At 47.8% G+C, this 22,911-nt stretch carries 23 protein-coding genes; 22 read left to right on the forward strand and 1 reads right to left on the reverse strand.

The features are described 5' to 3' along the window. Positions 1-183: 183 nt before the first annotated feature. The 17 genes from GKG43_RS01545 (at position 184) to GKG43_RS01625 (ending at position 18,172) form a co-directional block, all read left to right on the forward strand. Positions 184-1,623 carry a carboxyl transferase domain-containing protein gene (locus GKG43_RS01545; RefSeq protein ID WP_050642364.1) on the forward strand — a complete coding sequence of 480 codons (1,440 nt, stop codon included), beginning with the start codon at positions 184-186 and terminating at the stop codon, positions 1,621-1,623. 14 nt (positions 1,624-1,637) lie between these two features. Beyond that, positions 1,638-2,414 (forward strand): OadG family transporter subunit, encoded by a 777-nt coding sequence (locus GKG43_RS01550; RefSeq protein ID WP_050642363.1) that lies wholly within the window; start codon positions 1,638-1,640, stop codon positions 2,412-2,414. A gap of 17 nt (positions 2,415-2,431) precedes the next feature. Continuing rightward, the gene (locus tag GKG43_RS01555) at positions 2,432-2,800 is read left to right on the forward strand and encodes a biotin/lipoyl-containing protein (protein ID WP_050642362.1); all 369 of its coding nucleotides are present in this window, start codon (positions 2,432-2,434) and stop codon (positions 2,798-2,800) included. A 20-nt stretch (positions 2,801-2,820) separates the two neighbouring features. After that, positions 2,821-3,972 carry a sodium ion-translocating decarboxylase subunit beta gene (locus GKG43_RS01560; protein ID WP_050642361.1) on the forward strand — a complete coding sequence of 384 codons (1,152 nt, stop codon included), beginning with the start codon at positions 2,821-2,823 and terminating at the stop codon, positions 3,970-3,972. Between the two features lie 17 nt (positions 3,973-3,989). Next, positions 3,990-5,405, forward strand: a complete 1,416-nt coding sequence (locus GKG43_RS01565; RefSeq protein WP_025657537.1) for an oxaloacetate decarboxylase subunit alpha — start codon at positions 3,990-3,992, stop codon at positions 5,403-5,405. Between the two features lie 592 nt (positions 5,406-5,997). Further along, positions 5,998-7,785 carry an aminopeptidase P family N-terminal domain-containing protein gene (locus tag GKG43_RS01570; RefSeq protein ID WP_055153263.1) on the forward strand — a complete coding sequence of 596 codons (1,788 nt, stop codon included), beginning with the start codon at positions 5,998-6,000 and terminating at the stop codon, positions 7,783-7,785. Between the two features lie 165 nt (positions 7,786-7,950). Then, positions 7,951-8,904 carry a MurR/RpiR family transcriptional regulator gene (locus tag GKG43_RS01575; protein WP_242843898.1) on the forward strand — a complete coding sequence of 318 codons (954 nt, stop codon included), beginning with the start codon at positions 7,951-7,953 and terminating at the stop codon, positions 8,902-8,904. Continuing rightward, a complete protein-coding gene (locus GKG43_RS01580) occupies positions 8,897-10,126 on the forward strand; it encodes an NAD(P)/FAD-dependent oxidoreductase (protein WP_055153261.1) in 1,230 nt (409 codons plus the stop codon). Before GKG43_RS01575 ends, GKG43_RS01580 begins: the two co-directional genes overlap by 8 nt. 32 nt (positions 10,127-10,158) lie before the next feature. Further along, complete coding sequence (gene cmk / locus GKG43_RS01585; RefSeq protein ID WP_050642357.1) at positions 10,159-10,815, forward strand: (d)CMP kinase; 657 nt, start codon at positions 10,159-10,161, stop codon at positions 10,813-10,815. 95 nt (positions 10,816-10,910) lie between these two features. Further along, positions 10,911-11,771 (forward strand): 4-hydroxy-3-methylbut-2-enyl diphosphate reductase, encoded by an 861-nt coding sequence (gene ispH / locus GKG43_RS01590; RefSeq protein WP_055153259.1) that lies wholly within the window; start codon positions 10,911-10,913, stop codon positions 11,769-11,771. Continuing rightward, positions 11,752-12,834: a 30S ribosomal protein S1 gene (rpsA, locus tag GKG43_RS01595; protein ID WP_055153257.1), complete on the forward strand. Its 1,083-nt coding sequence runs from the start codon at positions 11,752-11,754 to the stop codon at positions 12,832-12,834. The genes ispH and rpsA overlap by 20 nt, the downstream gene beginning before the upstream one ends. A 311-nt stretch (positions 12,835-13,145) precedes the next feature. After that, on the forward strand, positions 13,146-14,465 hold the full coding sequence (gene rsxC, locus GKG43_RS01600) for an electron transport complex subunit RsxC (protein ID WP_129878415.1): 1,320 nt from the start codon (positions 13,146-13,148) through the stop codon (positions 14,463-14,465). A 17-nt stretch (positions 14,466-14,482) separates the two neighbouring features. Continuing rightward, positions 14,483-15,415: an RnfABCDGE type electron transport complex subunit D gene (locus tag GKG43_RS01605; RefSeq protein WP_025657529.1), complete on the forward strand. Its 933-nt coding sequence runs from the start codon at positions 14,483-14,485 to the stop codon at positions 15,413-15,415. After that, positions 15,415-16,029 (forward strand): RnfABCDGE type electron transport complex subunit G, encoded by a 615-nt coding sequence (locus GKG43_RS01610; protein ID WP_050642354.1) that lies wholly within the window; start codon positions 15,415-15,417, stop codon positions 16,027-16,029. Before GKG43_RS01605 ends, GKG43_RS01610 begins: the two co-directional genes overlap by 1 nt. Continuing rightward, positions 16,022-16,756: an electron transport complex subunit E gene (locus GKG43_RS01615; RefSeq protein WP_055153251.1), complete on the forward strand. Its 735-nt coding sequence runs from the start codon at positions 16,022-16,024 to the stop codon at positions 16,754-16,756. The genes GKG43_RS01610 and GKG43_RS01615 overlap by 8 nt, the downstream gene beginning before the upstream one ends. Before the next feature lie 12 nt (positions 16,757-16,768). Further along, entirely contained in the window at positions 16,769-17,344 is a 576-nt protein-coding gene (locus GKG43_RS01620) for an RnfABCDGE type electron transport complex subunit A (protein ID WP_050642352.1), read from the forward strand. 12 nt (positions 17,345-17,356) lie between these two features. Then, a complete protein-coding gene (locus GKG43_RS01625) occupies positions 17,357-18,172 on the forward strand; it encodes an RnfABCDGE type electron transport complex subunit B (RefSeq protein ID WP_050642351.1) in 816 nt (271 codons plus the stop codon). A gap of 258 nt (positions 18,173-18,430) precedes the next feature. Here GKG43_RS01625 and GKG43_RS01630 read toward each other — a convergent pair whose 3' ends face one another. Then, complete coding sequence (locus tag GKG43_RS01630; RefSeq protein ID WP_173020062.1) at positions 18,431-19,417, reverse strand: FAD:protein FMN transferase; 987 nt, start codon at positions 19,415-19,417, stop codon at positions 18,431-18,433. A 157-nt stretch (positions 19,418-19,574) separates the two neighbouring features. Between GKG43_RS01630 and GKG43_RS01635 the strand changes: the two genes are divergently transcribed. From GKG43_RS01635 to zapA, 5 genes are all read left to right on the forward strand, one after another. Further along, positions 19,575-19,931 carry a NusG domain II-containing protein gene (locus tag GKG43_RS01635; protein ID WP_050642348.1) on the forward strand — a complete coding sequence of 119 codons (357 nt, stop codon included), beginning with the start codon at positions 19,575-19,577 and terminating at the stop codon, positions 19,929-19,931. A 35-nt stretch (positions 19,932-19,966) separates the two neighbouring features. Beyond that, positions 19,967-20,461, forward strand: a complete 495-nt coding sequence (locus GKG43_RS01640; RefSeq protein ID WP_050642347.1) for a Gx transporter family protein — start codon at positions 19,967-19,969, stop codon at positions 20,459-20,461. A 119-nt stretch (positions 20,462-20,580) separates the two neighbouring features. Then, positions 20,581-21,183 carry a Holliday junction branch migration protein RuvA gene (gene ruvA / locus GKG43_RS01645; protein WP_050642346.1) on the forward strand — a complete coding sequence of 201 codons (603 nt, stop codon included), beginning with the start codon at positions 20,581-20,583 and terminating at the stop codon, positions 21,181-21,183. Between the two features lie 20 nt (positions 21,184-21,203). After that, positions 21,204-22,202, forward strand: a complete 999-nt coding sequence (gene ruvB, locus GKG43_RS01650) for a Holliday junction branch migration DNA helicase RuvB (RefSeq protein WP_050642345.1) — start codon at positions 21,204-21,206, stop codon at positions 22,200-22,202. 260 nt (positions 22,203-22,462) lie between these two features. After that, positions 22,463-22,873 (forward strand): cell division protein ZapA, encoded by a 411-nt coding sequence (gene zapA / locus GKG43_RS01655; RefSeq protein ID WP_009004307.1) that lies wholly within the window; start codon positions 22,463-22,465, stop codon positions 22,871-22,873. Positions 22,874-22,911: the final 38 nt, after the last annotated feature.

The following is a 22,911-nucleotide window of genomic DNA, read 5'->3' on the forward strand; positions in this document are numbered from 1 at the left end:
AGTCATTGTCTGATACTTTATCAGTACATCATGGGTGAACTCTACACCATTATTTCCGAAGGTAAATTTACGCAATCATCATGGATTTTATGAATTGAAATTTCGGGTTAAGTAGTATATACTAGAATAGGCAGAAATTTTGGTTTTATTTCAAACAAATTAAATAATATGGAGGGCTAGATTATGAGCTACAACGCTACAGAAAACTCAGCGAGCAGAAGAATTGCCATGCTGCTTGATGAGGGAAGCTTTGTTGAGATCGGCGGTGCTGTTACAGCACGAAGCACTGATTTCAACTTGCAGGCAAAAGATACTCCGGCTGACGGTGTGATAACCGGTTACGGAGTAATTGACGGTAATCTTGTTTATGTGTACAGCCAGGACGCTACAGTTTTAAAGGGCGCAATCGGTGAGATGCACGCGAAGAAAATCGCCAATATTTATGACATGGCAATGAAAATGGGAGCACCAGTTATCGGGCTGGTTGACTGTGCAGGGCTGAGACTTCAGGAAGCTACAGATGCGCTGGAAGCTTTTGGAAGTTTATACTTCAAACAGTCCATGGCTTCAGGCGTGATTCCACAGATAACTGCTGTCTTTGGAATGTGTGGCGGCGGCCTGGCAGTTGTGCCCGGGCTGACAGATTTTACCTTTATGGAGAGTAAAGAAGGAAAGCTGTTTGTAAATTCACCAAATGCTCTGGAAGGCAACATTGATTCTAAATGTGATACTTCCTCTGCAGAATATCAGAGCAAACATGCAGGTCTGGTAGATGTGATCGGCGATGAAGCCGATATTCTGGGACAGATCCGCGCGTTAATCTGTATGATTCCTGCCAATAATGAAGACGATCTTTCTTATTCAGAATGTACGGATGACCTTAACCGTCTCTGTGCTGACATTGCGAATGCCGCAGAAGATACAGGCATCGCACTGGCAGAACTTTCTGATAATCATATTTTCTTTGAGACAAAGAAAGAATACGCCAAAGATATGGTAACCGGATTTATTCGCCTGAACGGCATGACAGTAGGCGCTGTTGCAAACCGTTCTAAAGTATACGACGCCGAAGGCAATGTGGCGGAGGAATTCGACAAAGCCCTTTCTGTAGACGGCTGCAAAAAAGCGATTGATTTCGTGAACTTCTGCGATGCATTTTCTATACCGGTTCTCACACTGACCAATGTTACAGGATTTGCTGCAACGATGGAATCAGAGAAGAACATGGCAAGAGCGGTAGCAAGACTCACTTATACATTTGCTAATGCAACAGTTCCAAAAGTAAATGTTATAGTTGGAAAAGCTTATGGCAGCGCATATGTTGCTATGAACAGTAAATCTATCGGGGCTGATATGGTCTATGCATGGCCTGAAGCAGAGATCGGTATGATGGACTCCGCACTGGCAGCTAAGATTATGTATGCTGATGCAGACGCTGATACTCTGAAAGAAAAAGCGGCAGAATACAAAGAGCTGCAGTCAAGCCCGCTGTCAGCTGCAAGAAGAGGATATGTGGATGCGCTGATCGAACCGGCAGAGACCAGAAAATATATAATCGGAGCATTCGAAATGCTGTTCACAAAAAGAGAGGACCATCCGGATAAGAAACACGGTACGGTTTAGTGAGGTGAGGCAAAGTGAAGAAAAAAATCAGTTTATTAGGTCTAGTCTTTCTCCTCATCTTCAGTTTTACAGGATGCGGCAGTAAAGCAAAAGACGCAGCAGAATATGACCAGGCTACATTGCAGAGCTACGCTGACACAATTGTACAGAGCTTCAGCAGCATGACAGATGACGATCTTAACAGATTCGAGGATATGTCAGACCTTGAACTGAATCTGACTCTGATGCAGTCGGGGATCCCGGTCGAGGGAGATAACTTCCTGACTATCATTGAGGCATGGAAGGCCGGTATAAAGGAGTGCGGCGCGATCACCAGTGTTGACAGTTATGAGCTGACAACCACAAACAGCGGTGCAACACTGACGGCAAAAGCAGTATTTGAAGACAGAAAAGGTGAAATTTCATTTTCCTTTGATGAAAAGATGAATATGGAAAGCCTGACGGTCAGTGCAGATTATTCGACAGGCGAGATACTGAAAAAGGCAGGGCTCAATACAGTCCTTGGAATGGGTACTGTATTTGTTGTATTAATTTTCATTTCTTTCATAATTTCTTTATTTAAGTTTATACCTGCTATTGAAAAGAAATTCAGTAAAAAAGCAAACGTGGTTCCGGCCGCCCCGGCTGCAGCGCCAATCGCAGCAGCGCCGGCAGTACAGCAGGCCGCGGATCATGATGATGGAGAGCTTGCAGCGGTTATAGCAGCAGCGATTGCAGCGGCTGAAGGCACTTCTGCGGATGGATTTATAGTCCGTTCTATCAAGAGAAGAAAGTCAAATAAATGGAGTTAATCAGGAGGATATAAGAGATGAAGAATTATACAATTACAGTAAATGGCAATGTATATGATGTAACCGTAGAAGAAAAGGGTGCAGGCGCGGCGCCGGCAGCACCGGTAGCAGCACCGGCTGCAGCACCGAAGGCTGCTCCGGCGCCAGCAGCAGCGGCTCCGAAAGCAGCGGGCGGTATCGAGGTTAAAGCGGGAGCAGCCGGAAAAGTATTTAAAATCGAAGCAAACGTAGGACAGAGTGTTCAGGCCGGAGATGCAGTTGTTATTATCGAAGCCATGAAGATGGAAATCCCTGTAGTAGCCCCAGAGGCAGGAACAGTTGCTAGCATTAATGTAGCAGTAGGCGATGCCGTTGAATCAGGAGCAGTCTTAGCTACATTAAACTAGTTCACCAGGAGGTTTGACAAATGGAATATATTTCAAATACGTTGGGAAACCTCGTGCAGCAGACAGCATTTATGAATCTGACCTTTGGAAATCTGATTATGATCGTTGTTGCATGTGTCTTCCTATATTTAGCAATCAGGCACGGTTTTGAGCCGCTGCTGCTTGTTCCAATCGCCTTCGGTATGCTGTTGGTTAATATCTATCCTGATATTATGCTGCATGCTGAGGATGCTGCGAATGGGACTGGCGGACTTCTCTATTATTTTTATTTGCTCGATGAATGGGCGATCCTACCATCTCTGATATTCCTCGGCGTTGGTGCAATGACAGATTTCGGTCCGTTGATTGCCAATCCAAAGAGTTTCCTTCTCGGTGCAGCAGCACAGTTTGGTATCTTTGCGGCTTACCTGGGGGCTATGGCATTAGGCTTTTCAGACAAAGCAGCTGCTGCCATCTCAATTATCGGAGGAGCAGACGGACCGACATCCATCTTCCTCGCGGGTAAACTGTCACAGACTGCAATCATGGGACCAATCGCTGTTGCAGCATATTCATACATGTCGCTTGTGCCGATCATTCAGCCGCCGATTATGAAGCTGCTGACAACAGAAAAAGAGCGTAAGATTAAGATGGAACAGCTGAGACCTGTATCCAAACTGGAAAGGATCCTCTTCCCGATCATCGTTACGATCGTAGTCTGCGTGATACTTCCGACTACGGCTCCTCTGGTTGGTATGTTAATGCTGGGTAACCTGTTTAAGGAATCCGGTGTGGTTAGACAGTTAACCGAGACTGCTTCAAATGCACTGATGTACATCGTGGTTATCTTACTGGGTACATCTGTTGGCGCTACTACAAGCGCAGAGGCATTCCTGAACTGGAGTACGATCAAAATTGTAATCCTCGGTCTGGTTGCATTTGCATTTGGTACGGCTGCCGGCGTGTTGTTCGGTAAGCTGATGTGCGTGGCAACCGGAGGCAAGGTAAATCCATTGATTGGATCAGCAGGTGTATCTGCGGTACCTATGGCAGCCAGAGTTTCACAGAAAGTCGGAGCAGAAGCGGATCCTACAAACTTCCTGCTGATGCACGCAATGGGCCCGAACGTGGCAGGTGTTATCGGTACTGCGGTAGCAGCCGGAACCTTTATGGCTATCTTCGGCGTTAAATAATAATGGAGGACAAATAAATGGCAGAGATTGAAAAGAAACCAGTTAAAATAACAGAAACAGTCCTGCGTGATGCGCATCAGTCCCTGATTGCCACAAGAATGACAACAGAGCAGATGCTGCCTATCGTAGATAAAATGGACAAAGTAGGATATCATGCAGTAGAGTGCTGGGGCGGTGCTACATTTGACGCATCCTTACGTTTCCTGCATGAAGATCCATGGGACAGGTTAAGAAAGTTCCGCGACGGATTTAAAAACACAAAGCTGCAGATGCTGTTCCGCGGACAGAATATTCTGGGATACCGTCCTTATGCAGATGATGTGGTAGAATACTTCGTACAGAAATCAGTGGCTAATGGTATTGATATCATCCGTATCTTTGACTGTATGAATGATATCCGCAACCTGCAGACAGCTGTTACAGCATCTAACAAAGAAAAGGCACATGCCCAGGTGGCGATGTCTTATACTCTGGGTGATGCCTATACACTGGAGTACTGGATGGATCTGGCAAAGAGAATTGAAGATATGGGTGCTAACTCTATCTGCGTAAAGGATATGGCAGGACTTCTCTGCCCATATCAGGCAACAGAGCTTGTGACAGCATTGAAAGAAGCTGTTGATATTCCGATCGAGATGCATACTCATTATACATCAGGTGTGGGCGCAATGACATATCTGAAATCAGTAGAGGCAGGCGCCGACATTATTGACACTGCAATGTCACCGTTCGCACTGGGAACATCACAGCCGGCGACAGAGGTTATGGTCGAGACATTTAAGGGGACACCTTACGATACAGGGCTGGATCAGAACCTGCTTGCTGAAATCGCAGATTATTTCAGACCGATCAGAGACGAAGCTCTTGAGAACGGCCTTCTGAATCCGAAGAACATGGGCGTTAATATCAAGACCCTTCTGTACCAGGTACCGGGTGGTATGCTTTCCAACCTGACTTCACAGTTAAAAGAGCAGGGTGCAGAGGACAAGTTCTACGAAGTGCTTGAAGAAGTACCGCGTGTCCGCAAAGACCTCGGTGAACCGCCGCTTGTTACACCATCTTCTCAGATCGTTGGAACCCAGGCCGTATTTAACGTTCTGATGGGAGAACGCTACAAAATGGCAACAAAAGAAACAAAAGATGTATTGTCAGGAAAATACGGTGCAACAGTAAAACCGTTCAATCCTGAAGTACAGAAAAAAGTTATCGGTGAGAATGCAGAGGTTATCACCTGCCGTCCGGCCGATCTGATTCCGAACGAGTTAGATACACTGCGCAAAGAATGCGAACAGTGGATCCAGCAGGATGAGGACGTGCTGACCTATGCACTGTTCCCACAGGTAGCAGTAGACTTCTTTAAGTATAGAGAGGCACAGCAGACAAAAATAGACGCAAAAGTAGCGGATACACAGGACGGGGCTTATCCGGTATAGTGGATGGTATGGGGGCGCTAAGTGAAAGGCGCATCTGCTCCCAGCCGGGGCTGTGTATGCCATTTCAGAATCCGGCCCGCTTGCTAAGAATCCGTAAGAGAAAAAACAGGGAACATGGAGGTACTTGCCGCAGTTGGCCCGAATGCCGATGCATTCGCGCCGCCGGCGGCAACAGAATTTGCCTGGTAAGGCAAATTCTGCCCTCCATGTTCCCTGTTTTTTCTCTAACGGATTCTAACACGCGCTCTACGGATTCCTGAAATGGCATACACAGCCCCGCTGGGAGCAGATGCGCCTTTCACTTAGCTGGTGTGCCCCAGGCGGGAGAAAAACCGGCCCGGTTGGAAAGTGGACGGGAGCTGCGGATGTATCATAACTTTTTACTATCAATGCCCCAAACTTAATCCGCCGCCCCCGTTATTTCCCCCCACGGGATGAAATATACTTTCCGTTTTGATGCACCAAGCCTGTCGGGAGATGGGAGCCGGGAGATGGGGCGGCCCCCCCTAAAAAAGCATTTTCACCCCAAAAATTTGTATAGATTTTTGTTTGGTGGTATAATATGTTTTATGAATGTTTAAGGAGGTTTTTCATGAAGGTTTCGGAAAGAGTTGACAGTCTCCGCCGTATGATGGAGGAGAAAGGGATTGATGCATATGTGGTGCCGACTTCGGATTATCATCAGAGCGAGTATGTTGGGGAACATTTTAAGGCGAGGGCTTTTATGACCGGGTTTACCGGGTCGGCGGGAACTGCTGTGTTTACAAAGGACGAAGCGGGCTTATGGACGGATGGCAGGTATTTTATACAGGCAGAACAGCAGCTGGAAGGGACCGGTGTGGGGCTGCGCAGGATGGGGGAACCGGGTGTTCCCACTGTAGCGGACTACTTGAAGGCGGTTCTCCCGGAGAATGGTGTGATTGGGTTTGACGGTCGTACCGTCGGCGTGGATGAAGGACAAGTGTATGCCGATATTGCTGCGGACAAAGGCGGGAGTGTGGTTTATAACTGTGACCTTGTAGATACTGTCTGGGAGGACAGGCCGCCTCTTTCTGAAAAAGCGGCATTTATGCTGGATATTAAGTATGCGGGAGAGACAGCTGCCTCTAAGCTTGAGCGGGTGAGAGACGCAATGAAAGAAGCCGGGGCCAATGTCCATATTATTACCAGCCTGGATGATATCGGCTGGCTGCTTAATGTGAGAGGGGAAGATGTGGACTATTTTCCGCTTCTGCTTTCTTATGCGGTTGTGAAGATGGATTCGGTGGAACTTTATGCGGATGAGAGAAAGTTCAGTGATGAGATAAAGGCGGAATTTGCCGGAAATGGAGTTTGTATACATGCATACAATGAGGTCTATGAGGCTGTAAAAAGGCTTGGCGATGGTGATGTGGTACTGCTGGACCCGAAACGGATGAACTTTGCGCTTTTTCATAATATCCCGAAGGGGGTAAAGACTGTAAAACAGGAAAATCCTACGATTCTTATGAAGGCCGTCAAGAATGATACGGAAGTTAAGAATATCAGAAATGCCCACATTAAAGATGGTGTGGCGCACACGAAGTTTATGTACTGGCTGAAAAAGAATATTGGTAAGATGGAGATAACAGAGCTGAGTGCATCCGATAAACTCCAAGAGTTCCGTGCGCAGCAGGAGGGATTTTTGTGGCCGAGCTTTGAACCAATCTGTGCTTACAAAGAACATGGTGCGATTGTACACTATACCTCGTCGCCGGAGACGAATGTGGAGTTGAAGGAAGGCGGCCTGTTTCTGACAGACACGGGCGGTCATTATTATGAAGGATCTACGGACATCACGAGGACGGTGGCGCTGGGGGAAGTGAGCCAGGTTGAGAAGGATCATTTTACGACAGTCGCCGTCAGCATGCTGAATCTGGCCGATGCAAGATTCTTATATGGCTGCAGCGGAATGAATCTGGACTATGTAGCACGGGAACCGTTCTGGAGACAGAACCTGAATTTTAATCATGGGACCGGACATGGTGTCGGATATCTCGGAAATATCCATGAGCCGCCGGCAGGCTTCCGCTGGCAGTTCCGCCCGAATGAGATCCAGCCTTTCGAGGAGAATATGATTATTACGGATGAACCGGGAATCTATATTGAAGGATCCCACGGCATTCGTACGGAGAATGAGCTTTTGGTGCGCAGGGGCGAGAAGAATGAGTATGGGCAGTTTATGTATTTCGAACCGGTCACATTTGTCCCGATCGATCTGGACGCTGTCAACCCGGCGCTCATGACAGAAAAGGAAAAAACGCTGCTCAACGATTATCATAAGAAGGTTTATGAGTTGATAGCCCCTCATCTGACAGAAGAAGAGCAGGATTGGTTAAAAGAATATACAAGAGCGATTTAACAGCAAAAGCCCTGCATGGAGATAAAAACTGCCTGTGCGGGGCTGCGTTGTTTCAAAGAACTCCTCCTTGCAATCAAAATCCCAGTATTGTATAATCAGAATGTTAAATTATAAAACAAGTATATTCTGCCCAAATTGAATGAGAAAATGAGAAGAGGAACTGCCGTGAGTGAAAATAAGTTAAGCACAAATGAGAATAGTACGAATGAACTGCTGCTTAGAATAGAAGAAAAGTATAAACGCCTCAGCAAAGGACAGAAAAGACTGGCGGAATATGTATGCCAGAATTACGATAAAGCCGTCTTTCTGACTGCTGCAAAACTGGGGGATATTGTAGGCGTGAGTGAGTCCACGGTTGTCCGTTTTGCAACGCAGCTGGGATATAAGGGGTATCCGGGCTTTCAGAAAGCCCTGGAGGAGCTGGTGCGCAACAAGCTGAATTCTATTCAGAGGATGGAAGTGACCTATGGGAGAATCAGCCAGTCTGAGATTCTTGCTACCGTGCTGCAGTCGGATATAGAGAAGATCAAGCTGACGCTTGCGGGAATAGACCAGAAGGCGTTTGAACTTGCCATTGATACGATTCTGAAAGCAAAGAAGATTTATGTGATCGGGATCCGGAGCTGTGCTCCTCTTGCTGCATTTTTGACGTTTTATCTGAATTTGATCTGTGACAATGTGACGGCAGTCAATACGAACAGTTCCAGTGAGATTTTCGAGCAGCTGATCCGGATCGATCAGAATGATGTGATCATAGGAATCAGTTTCCCGCGGTATTCGATGCGTACATTAAAGGCGCTTGAATTTGCGAGTAACCGCAAGGCGAAGGTGATCACGCTGACGGACAGTATTCATTCCCCCATGAATCTCTATTCTTCCTGCAATCTGATCGCCAGGAGCGACATGGCCTCCATCGTGGATTCACTGGTTGCTCCGCTGAGCGTTGTGAATGCGCTCGTGGTTGCGCTCTGCATGAAAAAGCAGAAAGAAGTAGTTGCCACTCTCGAGACGCTGGAAAAAATATGGGACGAGTATCAGGTATACAGTGGTGATGAACTGAACCATGTCAGCAGTTCTATGCCGGGCGGAAAGGACGCGGAAGGTAGTGGGGATGAGTAAGGTACTGATAATCGGCGGCGGCGCGGCAGGAATGATGGCGGGCATATTTGCGGCCGGAAACGGACACGAGGTCCACATATATGAAAAGAACGAGAAACTGGGGAAAAAGCTTTTTATTACAGGAAAGGGCAGATGCAACTTGACAAATGCCGGAGAGATGGAAACTCTTTTTTCTTCGGTACGAAGCAACCCCAAGTTTTTATACAGTGGATTTTACAGTTTCACGAATGAGCAGGCAATCGAGTTTTTTGAAAATCTCGGGGTGAGAACAAAAGTGGAGCGTGGGAACCGGGTATTTCCGGAATCGGACCACTCTTCGGACGTGATTTCTGCCATGAGCAGAGAGTTAAAGCGGCTGGGAGCCCTGATTCATCTGCACGCGGAGGTGAAACAGGTACTGGCTGATGAGGGATATTTCACAGGGATCCGCCTTGCCGATGGTAAGACCGTATCGGCGGATGCGTGTATCATAGCGACGGGCGGGATCTCCTATCCGTCGACGGGATCTACCGGGGATGGTTACCGGTTTGCGCGGGAGGCGGGGCACAAGGTAACTGCACTTTACCCGTCTCTTGTACCAATGGAAGTAAAGGAGGCATTTATCCCGGCACTTCAGGGATTGTCACTTCGGAATGTTAATGCCGTGATTTATGACGGGAAAAAGAGAGTTTATGAAGAATTCGGCGAAATGCTGTTTACTCATTTTGGCGTGAGCGGTCCGGTCATCATCAGTGCCAGCAGTGTGATGGGTAAACTTTTGGGAGAAAAGAAACTTCGGCTTTCCATTGACCTGAAGCCGGCATTGTCTGCAGAGCAGCTGGATCAGCGTGTGCTCAGAGACTTTGAAGAGAACAGGAATAAGCAGTTCAAGAACGCAGTGGATAAGCTTTTCCCGGCAAAATTAAAGCCGGTCATGATCGACAGGAGCGGCATCGATCCGGAAAAAAAGGTCAACGAGATCAGCCGGGAAGAAAGGCGCCAATTTGTTGCGCTGATCAAGGACTTTGATATGACGCTCACAGGACTGCGGGGGTACAATGAGGCGATTGTCACGAAAGGCGGCGTTGATGTCAGGCAGCTTGATCCTGGAACGATGGAGTCTAAGCTCGTAAGCGGACTTTATTTTATCGGGGAAGTGGTTGATCTGGATGCACTGACCGGCGGGTTTAACCTGCAGATCGCATGGTCTACCGCCTATCTGGCGGGGAATGCGGTACATTGACGAAAAAGGAAGGCATGAGGAGGAAAGAAAACATGGGATATAATGTGGCAATTGACGGTCCGGCAGGGGCAGGCAAGAGCACGATTGCAAAACTTGTAGCTAAGAAAAAAGGGTATATCTATGTGGATACCGGAGCGATGTACAGGGCACTTGCACTCTGTTTTCTGGACGCAGGCATTGCACCCGGGGAGACACAGCGGATGATCAGTGCGTGTGAGGATGCAGTTGTCAGTATCAGATACGAGAACGGAGTACAGCAGGTCTATTTAAATGGAAGAAACGTAACTTCCCGAATCAGGGAAGAAGCCGTTGGCAACATGGCCTCTGTGAGTTCTGCAGTCCCACAGGTGAGAGCGAAACTTCTCGAGCTGCAGAGGGAATTGGCTGAGAGGGAAGATGTGATTATGGATGGCCGTGATATCGGCACGAACATTCTGCCCCATGCTGATGTTAAGATATATCTGACTGCGAGCGTGGCCACAAGGGCAAAGAGACGGTATGATGAGCTCCGGGAAATGGGAGAAGAATGCGATTATGAAGAAATAGCCCGTGATATCCGGGAACGGGATGAAAGAGACATGAGCCGGGAGACGGCGCCGCTGAAAAAAGCAGAGGATGCTGTCCTGATCGACAGTTCTGAGATGACAATCGAGGAAGTGGCTGCAGAGATTATACAATACTGCAGATAACAGGAAGGCCAGTCGGTTTCTTTTATATTTTTGCGGGAAGTATATGGAAAAGAAGAACGGAACACAGACATATTTGGAAAAGGAGCAGAGAAAAGATGAAAATAGTACGGGCGAAAACGGCCGGATTCTGCTTCGGTGTGAAGCGGGCCGTGGAAACGGTATACAAAGAGCTTCAGGGGGAAGCGGGCAGCGGTCCTCGGATTTATACTTACGGTCCTATTATCCACAATGATGAAGTGGTTAAAGATATGGAGAAAAGAGGGGTGAAGGTGCTGCGGACAGAGGCGGAACTGGAATCTCTGACAGAGGGAACAGTCATTATACGCTCCCATGGCGTTCCGGAGTATATTTATAAAAAAATGGAAGAGCAGGGGCTTACGGTGATAGACGCAACCTGTCCCTTTGTCAAAAAAATTCATAATATTGTAAAACGCGAGAGCAGGGCGGGCAGCCACATTGTCATTATCGGTAATCCGGAACATCCTGAAGTGCAGGGAATCAGGGGCTGGGCGGGAGATCATGTGACAGTGGTGCAGAGTGAAAAGGATGCATCCGACTTTGTTCCAAATCCGGGAATGAAGGTCTGCATTGTGGCGCAGACGACATTTAATTACAATAAATTTCAAGATTTAGTTGAAATTATCTCCGAAAAGAGTTATGATGTAAGTGTTTTAAATACAATCTGCAGTGCAACAAAGGAGCGTCAGAATGAAGCGGGGAGTATTGCAGAAGAGGTGGATGCTATGATCGTGATTGGTGACAAACATAGTTCCAACACCCAGAAGTTATTTGAAATATGCCAGAAAGCATGTAAAGATACGTACTATATACAGACACTTGACGATTTGGATTTGAATCAATTAGGGTCAGTGGAAACAGTAGGTATTACAGCAGGGGCATCCACGCCCAACAATATAATTGAGGAGGTTCAAAATAATGTCAGAATTATCTTTTGAACAAATGTTAGACGAGTCATTTAAAACAATTCACAACGGAGAGGTAGTTGAGGGTACGGTCATTGACGTGAAGCCAGATGAGATTATCCTGAATATCGGATATAAGGCAGATGGTATCATTTCAAAGAATGAATATTCCAACGACCAGTCAATTGACCTTACGACTGTAATTTCAGTAGGGGATCCTATGACTGTGAAAGTTCTCAAAGTAAATGACGGCGAAGGACAGGTATTACTGACTTATAAGAGACTTGCTGCAGAGAAGGGGAATGAGAGACTGCGCGAAGCTTTCGAGAACAAAGAGGTTCTGAAGGCTACCGTTACTCAGATTCTTGGCGGTGGATTATGTGCAACAGTTGATGAAGCACGTGTATTCATACCGGCAAGCCTGGTATCTGATTCTTATGAGAAGGATTTAAGCAAATACGAAGGCCAGGAGATTGAGTTTGTGATCAGCGAATTCAATCCAAGAAGAAACCGCGTGATTGGTGATAGAAGACAGTTACTCGTGGCAGAGAGGGCAGAGAAGCAGAAAGAGCTGTTTGCGAAGCTGCGCGTTGGAGACACAATTGAAGGAACAGTTAAGAACGTAACAGATTTCGGTGCATTTATCGACCTTGGCGGAGTAGACGGATTGTTACATATTTCCGAGATGTCCTGGGGAAGAGTTGAGAATCCGAAGAAAGTATTCCAGGTTGGTGATGTTGTAAAGGTTCTGGTGAAAGATATTAACGACACGAAGGTTGCGCTCAGCCTGAAGTTCCCGGAGACGAATCCGTGGGCACATGCGGCAGATGATTTTGCCGTGGGTACAGTTATCAATGGAAGAGTAGCACGTATGACAGACTTTGGTGCGTTTGTGGAGCTTGCACCCGGCGTTGATGCACTTCTCCATGTTTCCCAGATTTCCAGGGCACATGTTGAGAAACCTTCCGATGTTCTTTCGATCGGACAGGAGATTACAGCCAAGATCGTAGACCTGAATGAGACTGACAAAAAGATCAGCCTGAGCATGAAAGCACTGGAGCCGGATGCACAGGAAGCTGATGCAACAGAAGAGTAAAAATACCATATGTGCATGCGTAGCGGTATTTAGGGCAGGTACGGAAATGGTATTAGAAAAGGATAGAGGCTTAGGAAGTCTCTATCCTTCTTGTATAAGAATTTATAGCCGATATTGGTGTATGGGGTCAGGATTTCATTGTAAAAACAGGAATCCTGATCCCATTGAAGTTTATGATAAGTGTTAAAAAAACGTCAAAATATATGCGTTTTGAGTTTTTACAGACGGTAATTTGTTATATTTACTGGATTTTGCATACAATTTCTAGTACAATACAATTATTGCGAAAAAAGAAAGGAAGGTAGTAAAGAATGGGACTTTTAACTTTTAAGGGCGGAATCCATCCAAACGATGGAAAAAGTCTGGCAAAAGATCAGGCAATTGCTGAAGTACTGCCTAAAGGCGACTTGGTATATCCGCTTTCACAGCATATCGGTGCCCCTGCAAGTCCAATAGTTCAGAAGGGGGATCATGTGTTAAAGGGCCAGAAGATAGCTGAGGCCGGGGGATTTGTGTCGGCGCCGGTCTATGCATCTGTATCAGGCACAGTAAAAGGGTTAGAAAAGCATTTCAATCCTACGGGAAGCCTGGTCGATTGTATTGTGATTGAGAACGACGGAGAATACGAGGAAGCAGAGCGCAGCCCGGTGAAGCCGCTTGAGGAGCTGTCGAGAGAAGAGATCATCGGCATGATCGGAGAGGCGGGAATTGTCGGTATGGGCGGGGCCGGTTTTCCTACCAGAGTTAAGCTTTCACCAAAAGAGCCGGAGAAGATTGATTTTATTATAGCGAACTGTGCAGAATGCGAGCCTTACATCACCGCAGACTACCGCAGGATGCTGGAGAATACCGAAGAACTTGTGAGCGGTATGAGAATCGTTCTCTCTCTGTTTGATAATGCCAAGGGGATCTTTGGTGTAGAAGATAATAAGAAGGATTGTATAGAAAAGCTTAGAGAAGCGGTGAAAGATGAGCCGCGTATGGAAGTGAAGGTGCTTCAGACGAAGTATCCGCAGGGCGCGGAGCGCCAGCTGATCTACGCAGTTACGAAACGAGCTATCAACTCTTCTATGCTGCCTGCGGATGCGGGATGTATTGTGGATAATGTGGAGACGCTGATTGGCATACATTATGCGGTTGCCAAAGGGCGTCCTCTGACGGAACGTGTCGTGACAGTGAGCGGGGATGCGGTAACGAGTCCGGGGAACTTTCTCGTACAGCTCGGAACAAATCAACAGGAGCTTGTGGAAGCGGCGGGCGGTTTCAAGACAGAACCGCAGAAGCTGATTTCAGGCGGCCCGATGATGGGATTCGCCATGATGACACTGGATACTCCCGTGACTAAGACGTCTTCTTCCATTCTTGCATTTACGGAAGATATTGTTGCCAAGTCCAAGACAACGGCCTGTATTAACTGTGGGCGGTGCGTAGAAGTATGCCCGAGCCGGATCATTCCCTCAAGGCTGGCGGATTATGCTGAACGGTTTGATGAAGAGACATTTACAGCGCAGAACGGACTGGAATGCGTGGAATGTGGTTCCTGCAGCTATGTTTGTCCGGCAAAGCGGCCGCTGAAACAATCCATAGGGTCAATGCGTAAGATTGCCCTGGCAAACAGAAAGAAAAAATAACAGAGAGGTGAATAAAAGTGAACGAGAATTATAACATATCATCTTCACCGCATATACGGGCGAAAGTAACCAGCGGCAATATTATGCTGATGGTTGTTATAGCGCTGCTGCCGGCTACAATCTTTGGGATTTATAATTTCAGACATGAAAATGCATGGCTCCTGGTGGTGGTAACTACAGTATCTGCGGTGCTGGCTGAATACATATATGAGAAGCTGATGCATAAGCCGATTACGATTAAAGACTGGAGCGCAGTTGTTACAGGATTGCTGCTCGCCCTGAACCTTCCGCCGACGCTTCCGCTGTGGATGGGCGCGCTTGGCTCCGTATTTGCAATTATCGTGGTGAAACAGCTGTTTGGAGGACTGGGACAGAACTTCATGAACCCGGCTTTGGGCGCAAGGTGTTTCCTGCTCATATCCTTTACCGGGCGCATGACTTATTTTGTTTATGACGGTGTGACCGGGGCGACTCCTCTTGCGGAGCTGAAAGCAGGGGAGACGGTGAATACCATGAATATGCTGATCGGAAATATCCGCGGGACAATCGGTGAGACTTCTGTTCTCGCGATCATGCTGGGCGCAATGTTCCTGCTTCTGATCGGGGTGATTGACCTGAGAATTCCGGGTACATATATCGTGACTTTTGTGATTTTTATTACTATTTTCGGCGGGCATGGCTTTGATCCACAGTATATTACGGCGCATCTGTGCGGGGGCGGCCTGATGCTGGGAGCCTGGTTCATGGCAACCGATTATGTGACCTCGCCCATTACAAAGCGGGGGCAGATCGTATATGGTATCTGTCTGGGCCTGCTGACCGGTCTGTTCCGGCTGTTTGGAGGTTCTGCAGAAGGGGTATCTTACGCGATTATCATCAGTAACCTTTTAGTGCCCCTTATTGAAAAGGTTACTCTTCCAAAACCATTTGGTAAAGGAGGAGAAAAATAATGAATAAAATTGTGAAGAACACTTTAATACTTACAGTGATTACACTGGTTGCAGGCATACTGCTGGGGCTTGTATATGAGGTGACAAAAGAGCCAATCGCAACGGCCCAGGAGAACGCCAAGCAGGAAGCGTACAAGACGGTTCTTGCGGATGCGGTTTCTTTTGAAGACTATACAGAGTTTGATGAGAGCGAGGCGGCCGCAGCCTTAAAAGAGGGTGGTTATGAGAGCGATGACATTACAGAAGTAGCCGTTGCATTAGACGAGAGCGGTGAAACAATGGGATATGTTGTTACGGTAACTTCACACGAAGGCTACGGCGGGGATATTAAGCTTTCTGTTGGTATTTTAAGTGATGGAACCGTTAAAGGAATTGAAACGCTTACAATTACTGAGACGGCCGGCCTTGGAATGAAAGCTGCGGAACCGGAATTCAAGGATCAGTTCAAGGATAAGCAGGTAGAAAAGTTCTCTTATACAAAGACCGGAGAAGAGGGCGACGATAAGATTGACGCTTTGAGCGGCGCAACGATTACGACCAATGCGGTGACCAATGCAGTTGACTCTGCCCTGGTATATTTTCAGAGTGTGTTAGGAGGTAGTGTCAATGAATAAGAATACGGAAAGACTGTATAATGGTCTGGTTAAAGAGAATCCTACCTTCGTATTAATGCTGGGAATGTGTCCCACGCTGGCGGTTACAACTTCGGCTATAAACGGGATTGGCATGGGCCTTTCCACGACTGTCGTGCTTGTGTTATCCAATATGCTGATATCCATGCTGCGGAAGATCATCCCGGATTCCGTCAGAATGCCGGCATTCATTGTTGTGGTGGCTTCTTTTGTAACAATGGTTCAGTTTTTGCTGGAAGGTTTTGTACCGAGCCTGTATGATTCTCTGGGGATTTACATTCCTCTGATAGTTGTTAACTGTATTATTCTGGGAAGAGCGGAGAGCTACGCTTCCAAAAATCCTGTGCTCCCATCCATATTTGACGGGATCGGAATGGGGCTTGGCTTTACTGTAGGCCTTACGGCGATTGGGATTGTGAGAGAGCTTGTCGGATCCGGAAAGATTTTTGATTACCAGATTCTGCCGGACTCTTATGAGCCTATTACTATCTTTATCCTGGCTCCGGGTGCTTTCTTCGTTCTGGCACTCTTAACGGCGCTTCAGAATAAGGTTAAGAAAAAAGCAGAAGCCAAGGGCGATCCGATCGCTGAAAAGATCGGATGCGGTTCGGGATGCGCCACATGCGGGAAGAAAGAAACCTGCGGCGGAAGTATGTTTATGGATGTGCGCCCGGAACCGAAAAAAGCAGGAAAGAATGGGAATGAATAGGAGGGGAATGAGATGAAAGAATTACTTTTAATTGCAGTTGGTGCTGCATTTGTGAACAACGTCGTGCTCAGTCAGTTTCTCGGGATCTGTCCGTTCCTCGGTGTTTCTAAAAACGTAAAAACCGCAGGCGGCATGGGCGGCGCTGTTATTTTTGTCATAACAATCGCGTCGTTTGTCACAAGCCTGATCTACAAGTTCATTCTTGTACCGACACATTTTGAGTATTTGCAGACTATTGTGTTTATACTTGTCATAGCAGCATTAGTTCAGTTTGTAGAGATGTTCCTGAAAAAGGCAATGCCGCCGCTGTATAATTCACTGGGCGTCTATCTGCCGCTGATCACAACAAACTGTGCGGTGCTTGGCGTTGCACTGACAAATGTGACGAAGTCTTACAGCATTCTGGAAGGCGTCATCAATGGGGTGGCAACGGCCTTTGGGTTCCTTGTGTCAATCGTTCTTATGGCAGGAATCCGCGAGAAAATCGAACATAACGACATTTCAGAATCATTTCAGGGAACTCCGATTGTCCTGGTTACGGCCGGACTGATGGCAATTGCATTTTTCGGATTTTCAGGATTGATTTAGGAGGGAAGGAACATGAGTATATCAGGAATTTTAATAGCTGCGGCGATTGTCGGCGGAACCGGATTATTCATCGGCATCTTCCTGGGGATATCCGGAAAGAAGTTTGCCGTTGAAGTAGATGAGAGGGAAGAGGCGATCTTAGGCGTCCTTCCCGGCAATAACTGCGGAGGATGCGGTTTTGCCGGCTGTTCGGGCCTGGCTGCGGCCATTGTAAAAGGTGACGCAGAAGTCGGTGCATGTCCCGTCGGCGGATCACCGGTTGCAGCCCAGATCGGCGAGATTATGGGGGTTGCTGCGGGGGATCAGGAACGGCAGGTCGCATTTGTGAAGTGCGCCGGTACGTGCGAAAAAGCACAGGATCAGTATAAGTACCAGGGAATTGAAGACTGTATTATGGTAAATATGATGCAGGACGGCGGCCCAAAGGGATGTTCCTATGGGTGTCTGGGATTTGGAACCTGTGTAAAGGCATGCCCATTCGATGCAATCCATATTATTGATGGAATAGCCGTGGTAGATAAGGAAAAATGCAAGGCCTGCGGTAAGTGTATCGCAGCCTGCCCGAAACATCTGATCGAACTGATCCCATATGACCAAAAGACGTTTGTGCAGTGTAATTCTAACGCAAAAGGAAAGGCATTGATGGATGTCTGCCTGGTAGGCTGCATCGGATGCCGCCTGTGCGAGAAGAATTGTGAGACGAATGCGATCACGGTGACAAATTTCCTTGCCCATATCGATGCGTCCAAGTGTACTAACTGCGGCATATGTGCAGATAAATGTCCACGGAAAATAATTATACCCAGAAAGATACCGCTTACATCATAGTACATAATGGCGTAATGCCAGAAGCCGCTTAGAGAAATTGAACTACAAATACCTGGGATGGGTGTTATACTGCAGCGGCCTCAGAAAATGAAAATCAGCATAACGAAAACCAGCATAATGAACACCGACGGCAGCTCCGGAAATGCAGAGTGCATTTACGGAAGGGCCGCAGGGTTCCGGGATTACAGTCCAGGAAGTGGTTCTTATGCTGGCTTTTGCTATACCTATGGATGGATAGGGGAGCCTTGGGAAATTCGGTTAATCTGCATAATGCAGCGTGTAGTCGTCGGTTACGAAGATGGCCCGGATATTGTCCAGCGATTCTATCAAGGCGGATCCTTTGTCCAGCCCGAGCCCGAAACAGGCCGTGCTCAGCGCATCACCGTCTACCGAGGAGTCAGAGATGATTGTGACCTGAAGAAGCTGGTTGCCGTAGGGATAGCCGGTGGCGGGATCCAGCAGGTGGTGATAGATTTTACCGTCTTTCTCAAAATACCTTTCATAGGTGCCGGAGGATACCACTGACTGGCCGTTGATTTCTACGGTCGTGATGGCCTCATTTGTCTCAGCGAAGGGCTTCTGGATTCCGATATGGAAGGGCTGCCCGTTATACCTGCCGCCGACTGCAACGATGTTGCCGCCGAGACTGATGAGTGCGTGCTCAATCCCCTGGTCCGTAAGGTATGCTTTTAACTTGTCTGCGATGAAACCTTTGGCGATACCGCCCAGGTCGATCGCAGCTTCAGGGTCTGTCAGGGTGACCGTATTTTTGTCCAGAATGACATTCTTATAGTTCACGTGGCTTCTGGCTTTCTCTATGGAATCCTGATCCGGGATATTTCCGGGATTATTTTTCACATCCCAAAGCTCACTCAAAGGGGCTATGGTGATATCAAACCGGCCGTCCGAGAGCCGTCCGTAATACAGTCCCTTTTCCAGCAGTTCGGCTGTTTCGGGATCCACTTCCACGGGAGCGCCCTGAGCGGCGTTGATTCTGGATACGTCGCTTGTCTCAATGGTTCGGCTGAAAAGGTTTTCGTAACGGGTACACATTTCTTTGCAGTGCTCCAGTATGGATTCATCCGTGGTTCCCCAGACCTCCACGGATATAACGGTGTCAAAGTACATGCCGGTCATCTTGATCGAGCTGTCGGCACGGGAAACTTTGCTGCAGCCGGCAGCTGTAAGCAGGATGGCTGCGGTTAGAAGAAGTGAAAGGGTGCGTTTCAGCATGGCTTGTTTCATAGGATTCCTCTTTCGGATGTATTTAAGGGCCTGCCCTGCAGGACGGTTTCCTTATTTTTGTATTTGGATTATTATAACCATTTTCAGGAAGAATTACAATCGAACATGTGATTGCATTCTAAAAGTCGGTGTGCTATGATAGTGGCTGGAGGCGGATATGAAAAAAAATGATTTTTTATTAATCGGACTCATTTTACTCATCGCAGTTTCTGTGATGGGCTATCATTATCTGAAGAAAGACAGTGGCATGGGAAAAGCAGTGGTCCGGGTTGACGGCGAACTATTTGGGGAATATGATTTGTCAAAAGACCAGATCATAGATATACAGGGGACTAACACCCTCGAGATTCATGACGGTAAAGCTAGGATGTCCTCCGCAGACTGCCCGGATAAACTATGTGTGCATCAGAAGGCGGTTTCAAGAGATGGGGAGAGCATCATATGCCTGCCCAATAAGGTCGTAGTATCCATCGAAGGCGGGGAAGACCGTGAAATGGATGCGGTGGCAAAATAGTGGTGTCAGAGTCCAGGCGTACAGGAGGAAGAGGCATGAAGAACAGAGCTGCTTATTTTGGAGTGTTTACGGCGCTTGCCCTTATATTCAGCTATGTGGAGATGCTGATTCCGATACAATTCGGGATTCCGGGGATTAAGCTGGGGCTGGCGAACCTGCTGATCGTAATCATGCTGTATAAGTGCGGTGCAAAAGAGGCTCTGCTGCTTTCCGTAGTCCGGATCGTGCTGGCGGGTTTCATATTTGGCAATATGTTCAGTATCATATACAGTCTGGCAGGGGGCGTTTTAAGCCTGGCGGTAATGACGGTATTAAAAAACAGGGGATCCTTCAGCGTGACAGGAGTCAGCATCGCCGGAGGCGTGTTTCATAATATCGGACAGCTTTTCATAGCGATGGTGGTCGTGGAGACATTTAAAGTTGGTTATTATCTGCCTGTGCTGTTGATTGCGGGCGTCATTACGGGAGCACTGATCGGGCTGATCTCGGGTGAAGTGCTCAAAAGGCTGAGAAACCTGACATTGATGTAAAAAAGGAAGACGCAGGAACTATTGCGCCGCCGCGAAAGCAGGCACAACTCTGACGCAGATATCAGGCACTTATTATGAAAAGATTAATGCAATGCTTTACTATAGAAAAGGGGAAAACGATGATTTCATATATTCGCGGCGAACTTGCTGCTGTGGAGAAGGAAAAAGTAATAGTGGATGTGGGCGGTGTTGGATACGGCATTTATATGCCGGGACAGGCTATGGGGCTGCTGCCTCAGCCGGGAAATGAAGTAAAGATCCACACCTATCTGAACGTGCGGGAGGACGCGATGCAGCTGTTTGGCTTCCTGACCAGAGACGATCTGGAAGTTTTTAAGCTCGTGATCGGCGTCAGCGGAATCGGCCCCAAGGGCGGCCTGAGCATCCTATCCCAGCTGACACCGGATGACCTGCGTTTTGCAGTGCTGTCGGGAGATGTGAAGGCAATCTCAGCGGCGCCGGGAATCGGGAAGAAGACAGCGGAAAAGCTGATCATAGAGTTGAAGGATAAACTCAACATTGAAGATGTGCTTACGCATGCAGCGGACAGCAGCGCGGCCGCGGTTCCTGTCAATAACGGCGGAATCCAGTCCGAAGCGGTTCAGGCTCTGGTGGCACTGGGATATGGAAGCACGGAAAGCCTGCGCGCAGTCAAACAGGTGGAGCTGGACAATCCAACCGTGGAGGATGTGCTGAAGGAAGCCTTGAAAAAAATGCTTTAATTTCATGACAGAGGGAAAGTATGGGAAAACGAATCATAACAACGGAAAATCTGGAAGAGGACGTAAAGATAGAGAGCAGTCTGAGGCCGCAGCATCTGGAAGATTATATTGGGCAGGAAAAAGCGAAAGAAACGTTGAAAATCTACATAAAAGCGGCAAGGGAGAGGCAAGAGGCCCTGGATCATGTGCTGTTCTACGGCCCGCCCGGACTGGGCAAGACGACCCTGGCGGGGATTATTGCCAATGAAATGGGCGTGAATATAAAGATTACTTCGGGCCCTGCAATTGAAAAGCCGGGGGAGATGGCGGCTATTCTGAATAATCTGCAGGAGAATGACGTTCTGTTTGTGGATGAGATCCACCGGCTGAACCGGCAGGTGGAAGAAGTGCTGTATCCCGCCATGGAGGACTATGCGATCGATATCATGATCGGAAAAGGGGCAACGGCCCGTTCCATCCGGCTGGATCTGCCCAAGTTCACATTGGTTGGTGCAACAACCCGGGCGGGTATGCTGACGGCGCCCCTGCGGGACCGGTTCGGGGTTGTCAATCATCTGGAATTCTATACGGAGCAGGAGCTGAAGACGATTATCATGCGGTCTGCCCAGGTATTGGGTGTGGAGATCGACGGGAACGGAGCGTTGGAGCTGGCCAAGCGCTCCCGGGGGACCCCGAGGCTGGCAAACCGCCTTCTCAAGCGTGTGAGGGATTTTGCACAGGTGAAGTACGACGGAGTCATTACCGAAGCAGTGGCCAATTATGCCCTGGATCTGCTGGACGTGGACAAGTACGGGCTGGATCACATTGACAGGACCATCCTGCTGACGATGATCGAGAAGTTTCAGGGAGGCCCTGTGGGGCTGGACACGTTGTCTGCATCCATATCCGAAGATGCAGGGACGCTGGAAGACGTTTACGAACCGTACCTGTTGAAAAGTGGATTTATCCAGCGGACACCCAGGGGAAGGGTGGCGACGGATCTGGCTTACACGCACCTGGGAATCCCGCTTTCAGACTGAAAATTCTGCTTATTTCGGCTGATGAAATAGGAAATAACTTGAAAAAATGGTTGGTTTTTGTATTCATATAGTTTATAATAACAGGTAAGAAACACGAGGAGGGTTACTGTTCACAGGCAAAGCCTGTAAACAGTAACGCCGCCTGCCCATTAAAAGCCGCCTTTGGCGAGGGGCAGGCTCATCGGCTGTTTTACGTTGTCGCTCCCAGTCTGTCAGCGTAGTGACAGGCTGGGGAGTGAACAGTAACTGAGGAGGATGCTATGAGTTCAGCAAAACATTTTACAGAAGTTTTAATTGGAGGAAAGGTCTACACATTAAGCGGATTTGAAGGCGAAGAATATCTTCAAAAAGTTTCTTCCTATCTGAACCATAAGATTACAGAATGTGCCAACAGCGAAGGGTTCCGTAAACAAAGCGCCGATACCCGGAACGTGCTCCTTGCCCTGAATATCGCAGACGACTATTTTAAGGCGAAAAAACAGGGTGATTCCCTTGAAAGTGATATTGAACTAAAAGACAAAGAGATGTACGACCTGAAGCACGAATTGATATCTGTTCAGATTAAGCTGGAGAACGCTGAGAAGGAACTGGCTAAGATGAAGGAAGAGAATAACGACCTGCAGATGCAGATTGTAAAATTAGAAACTGAGATGAAGAATCGCAGAAAATAAGAGTAGGCTGTCATTGGACAGCTTATTTCATTTATCCC

It is taken from the genome of Eubacterium sp. BIOML-A2 (genome assembly GCF_009680135.1).
GTDB classification, from domain to species: Bacteria; Bacillota; Clostridia; order Lachnospirales; family Lachnospiraceae; genus Faecalicatena; species Faecalicatena contortus_B.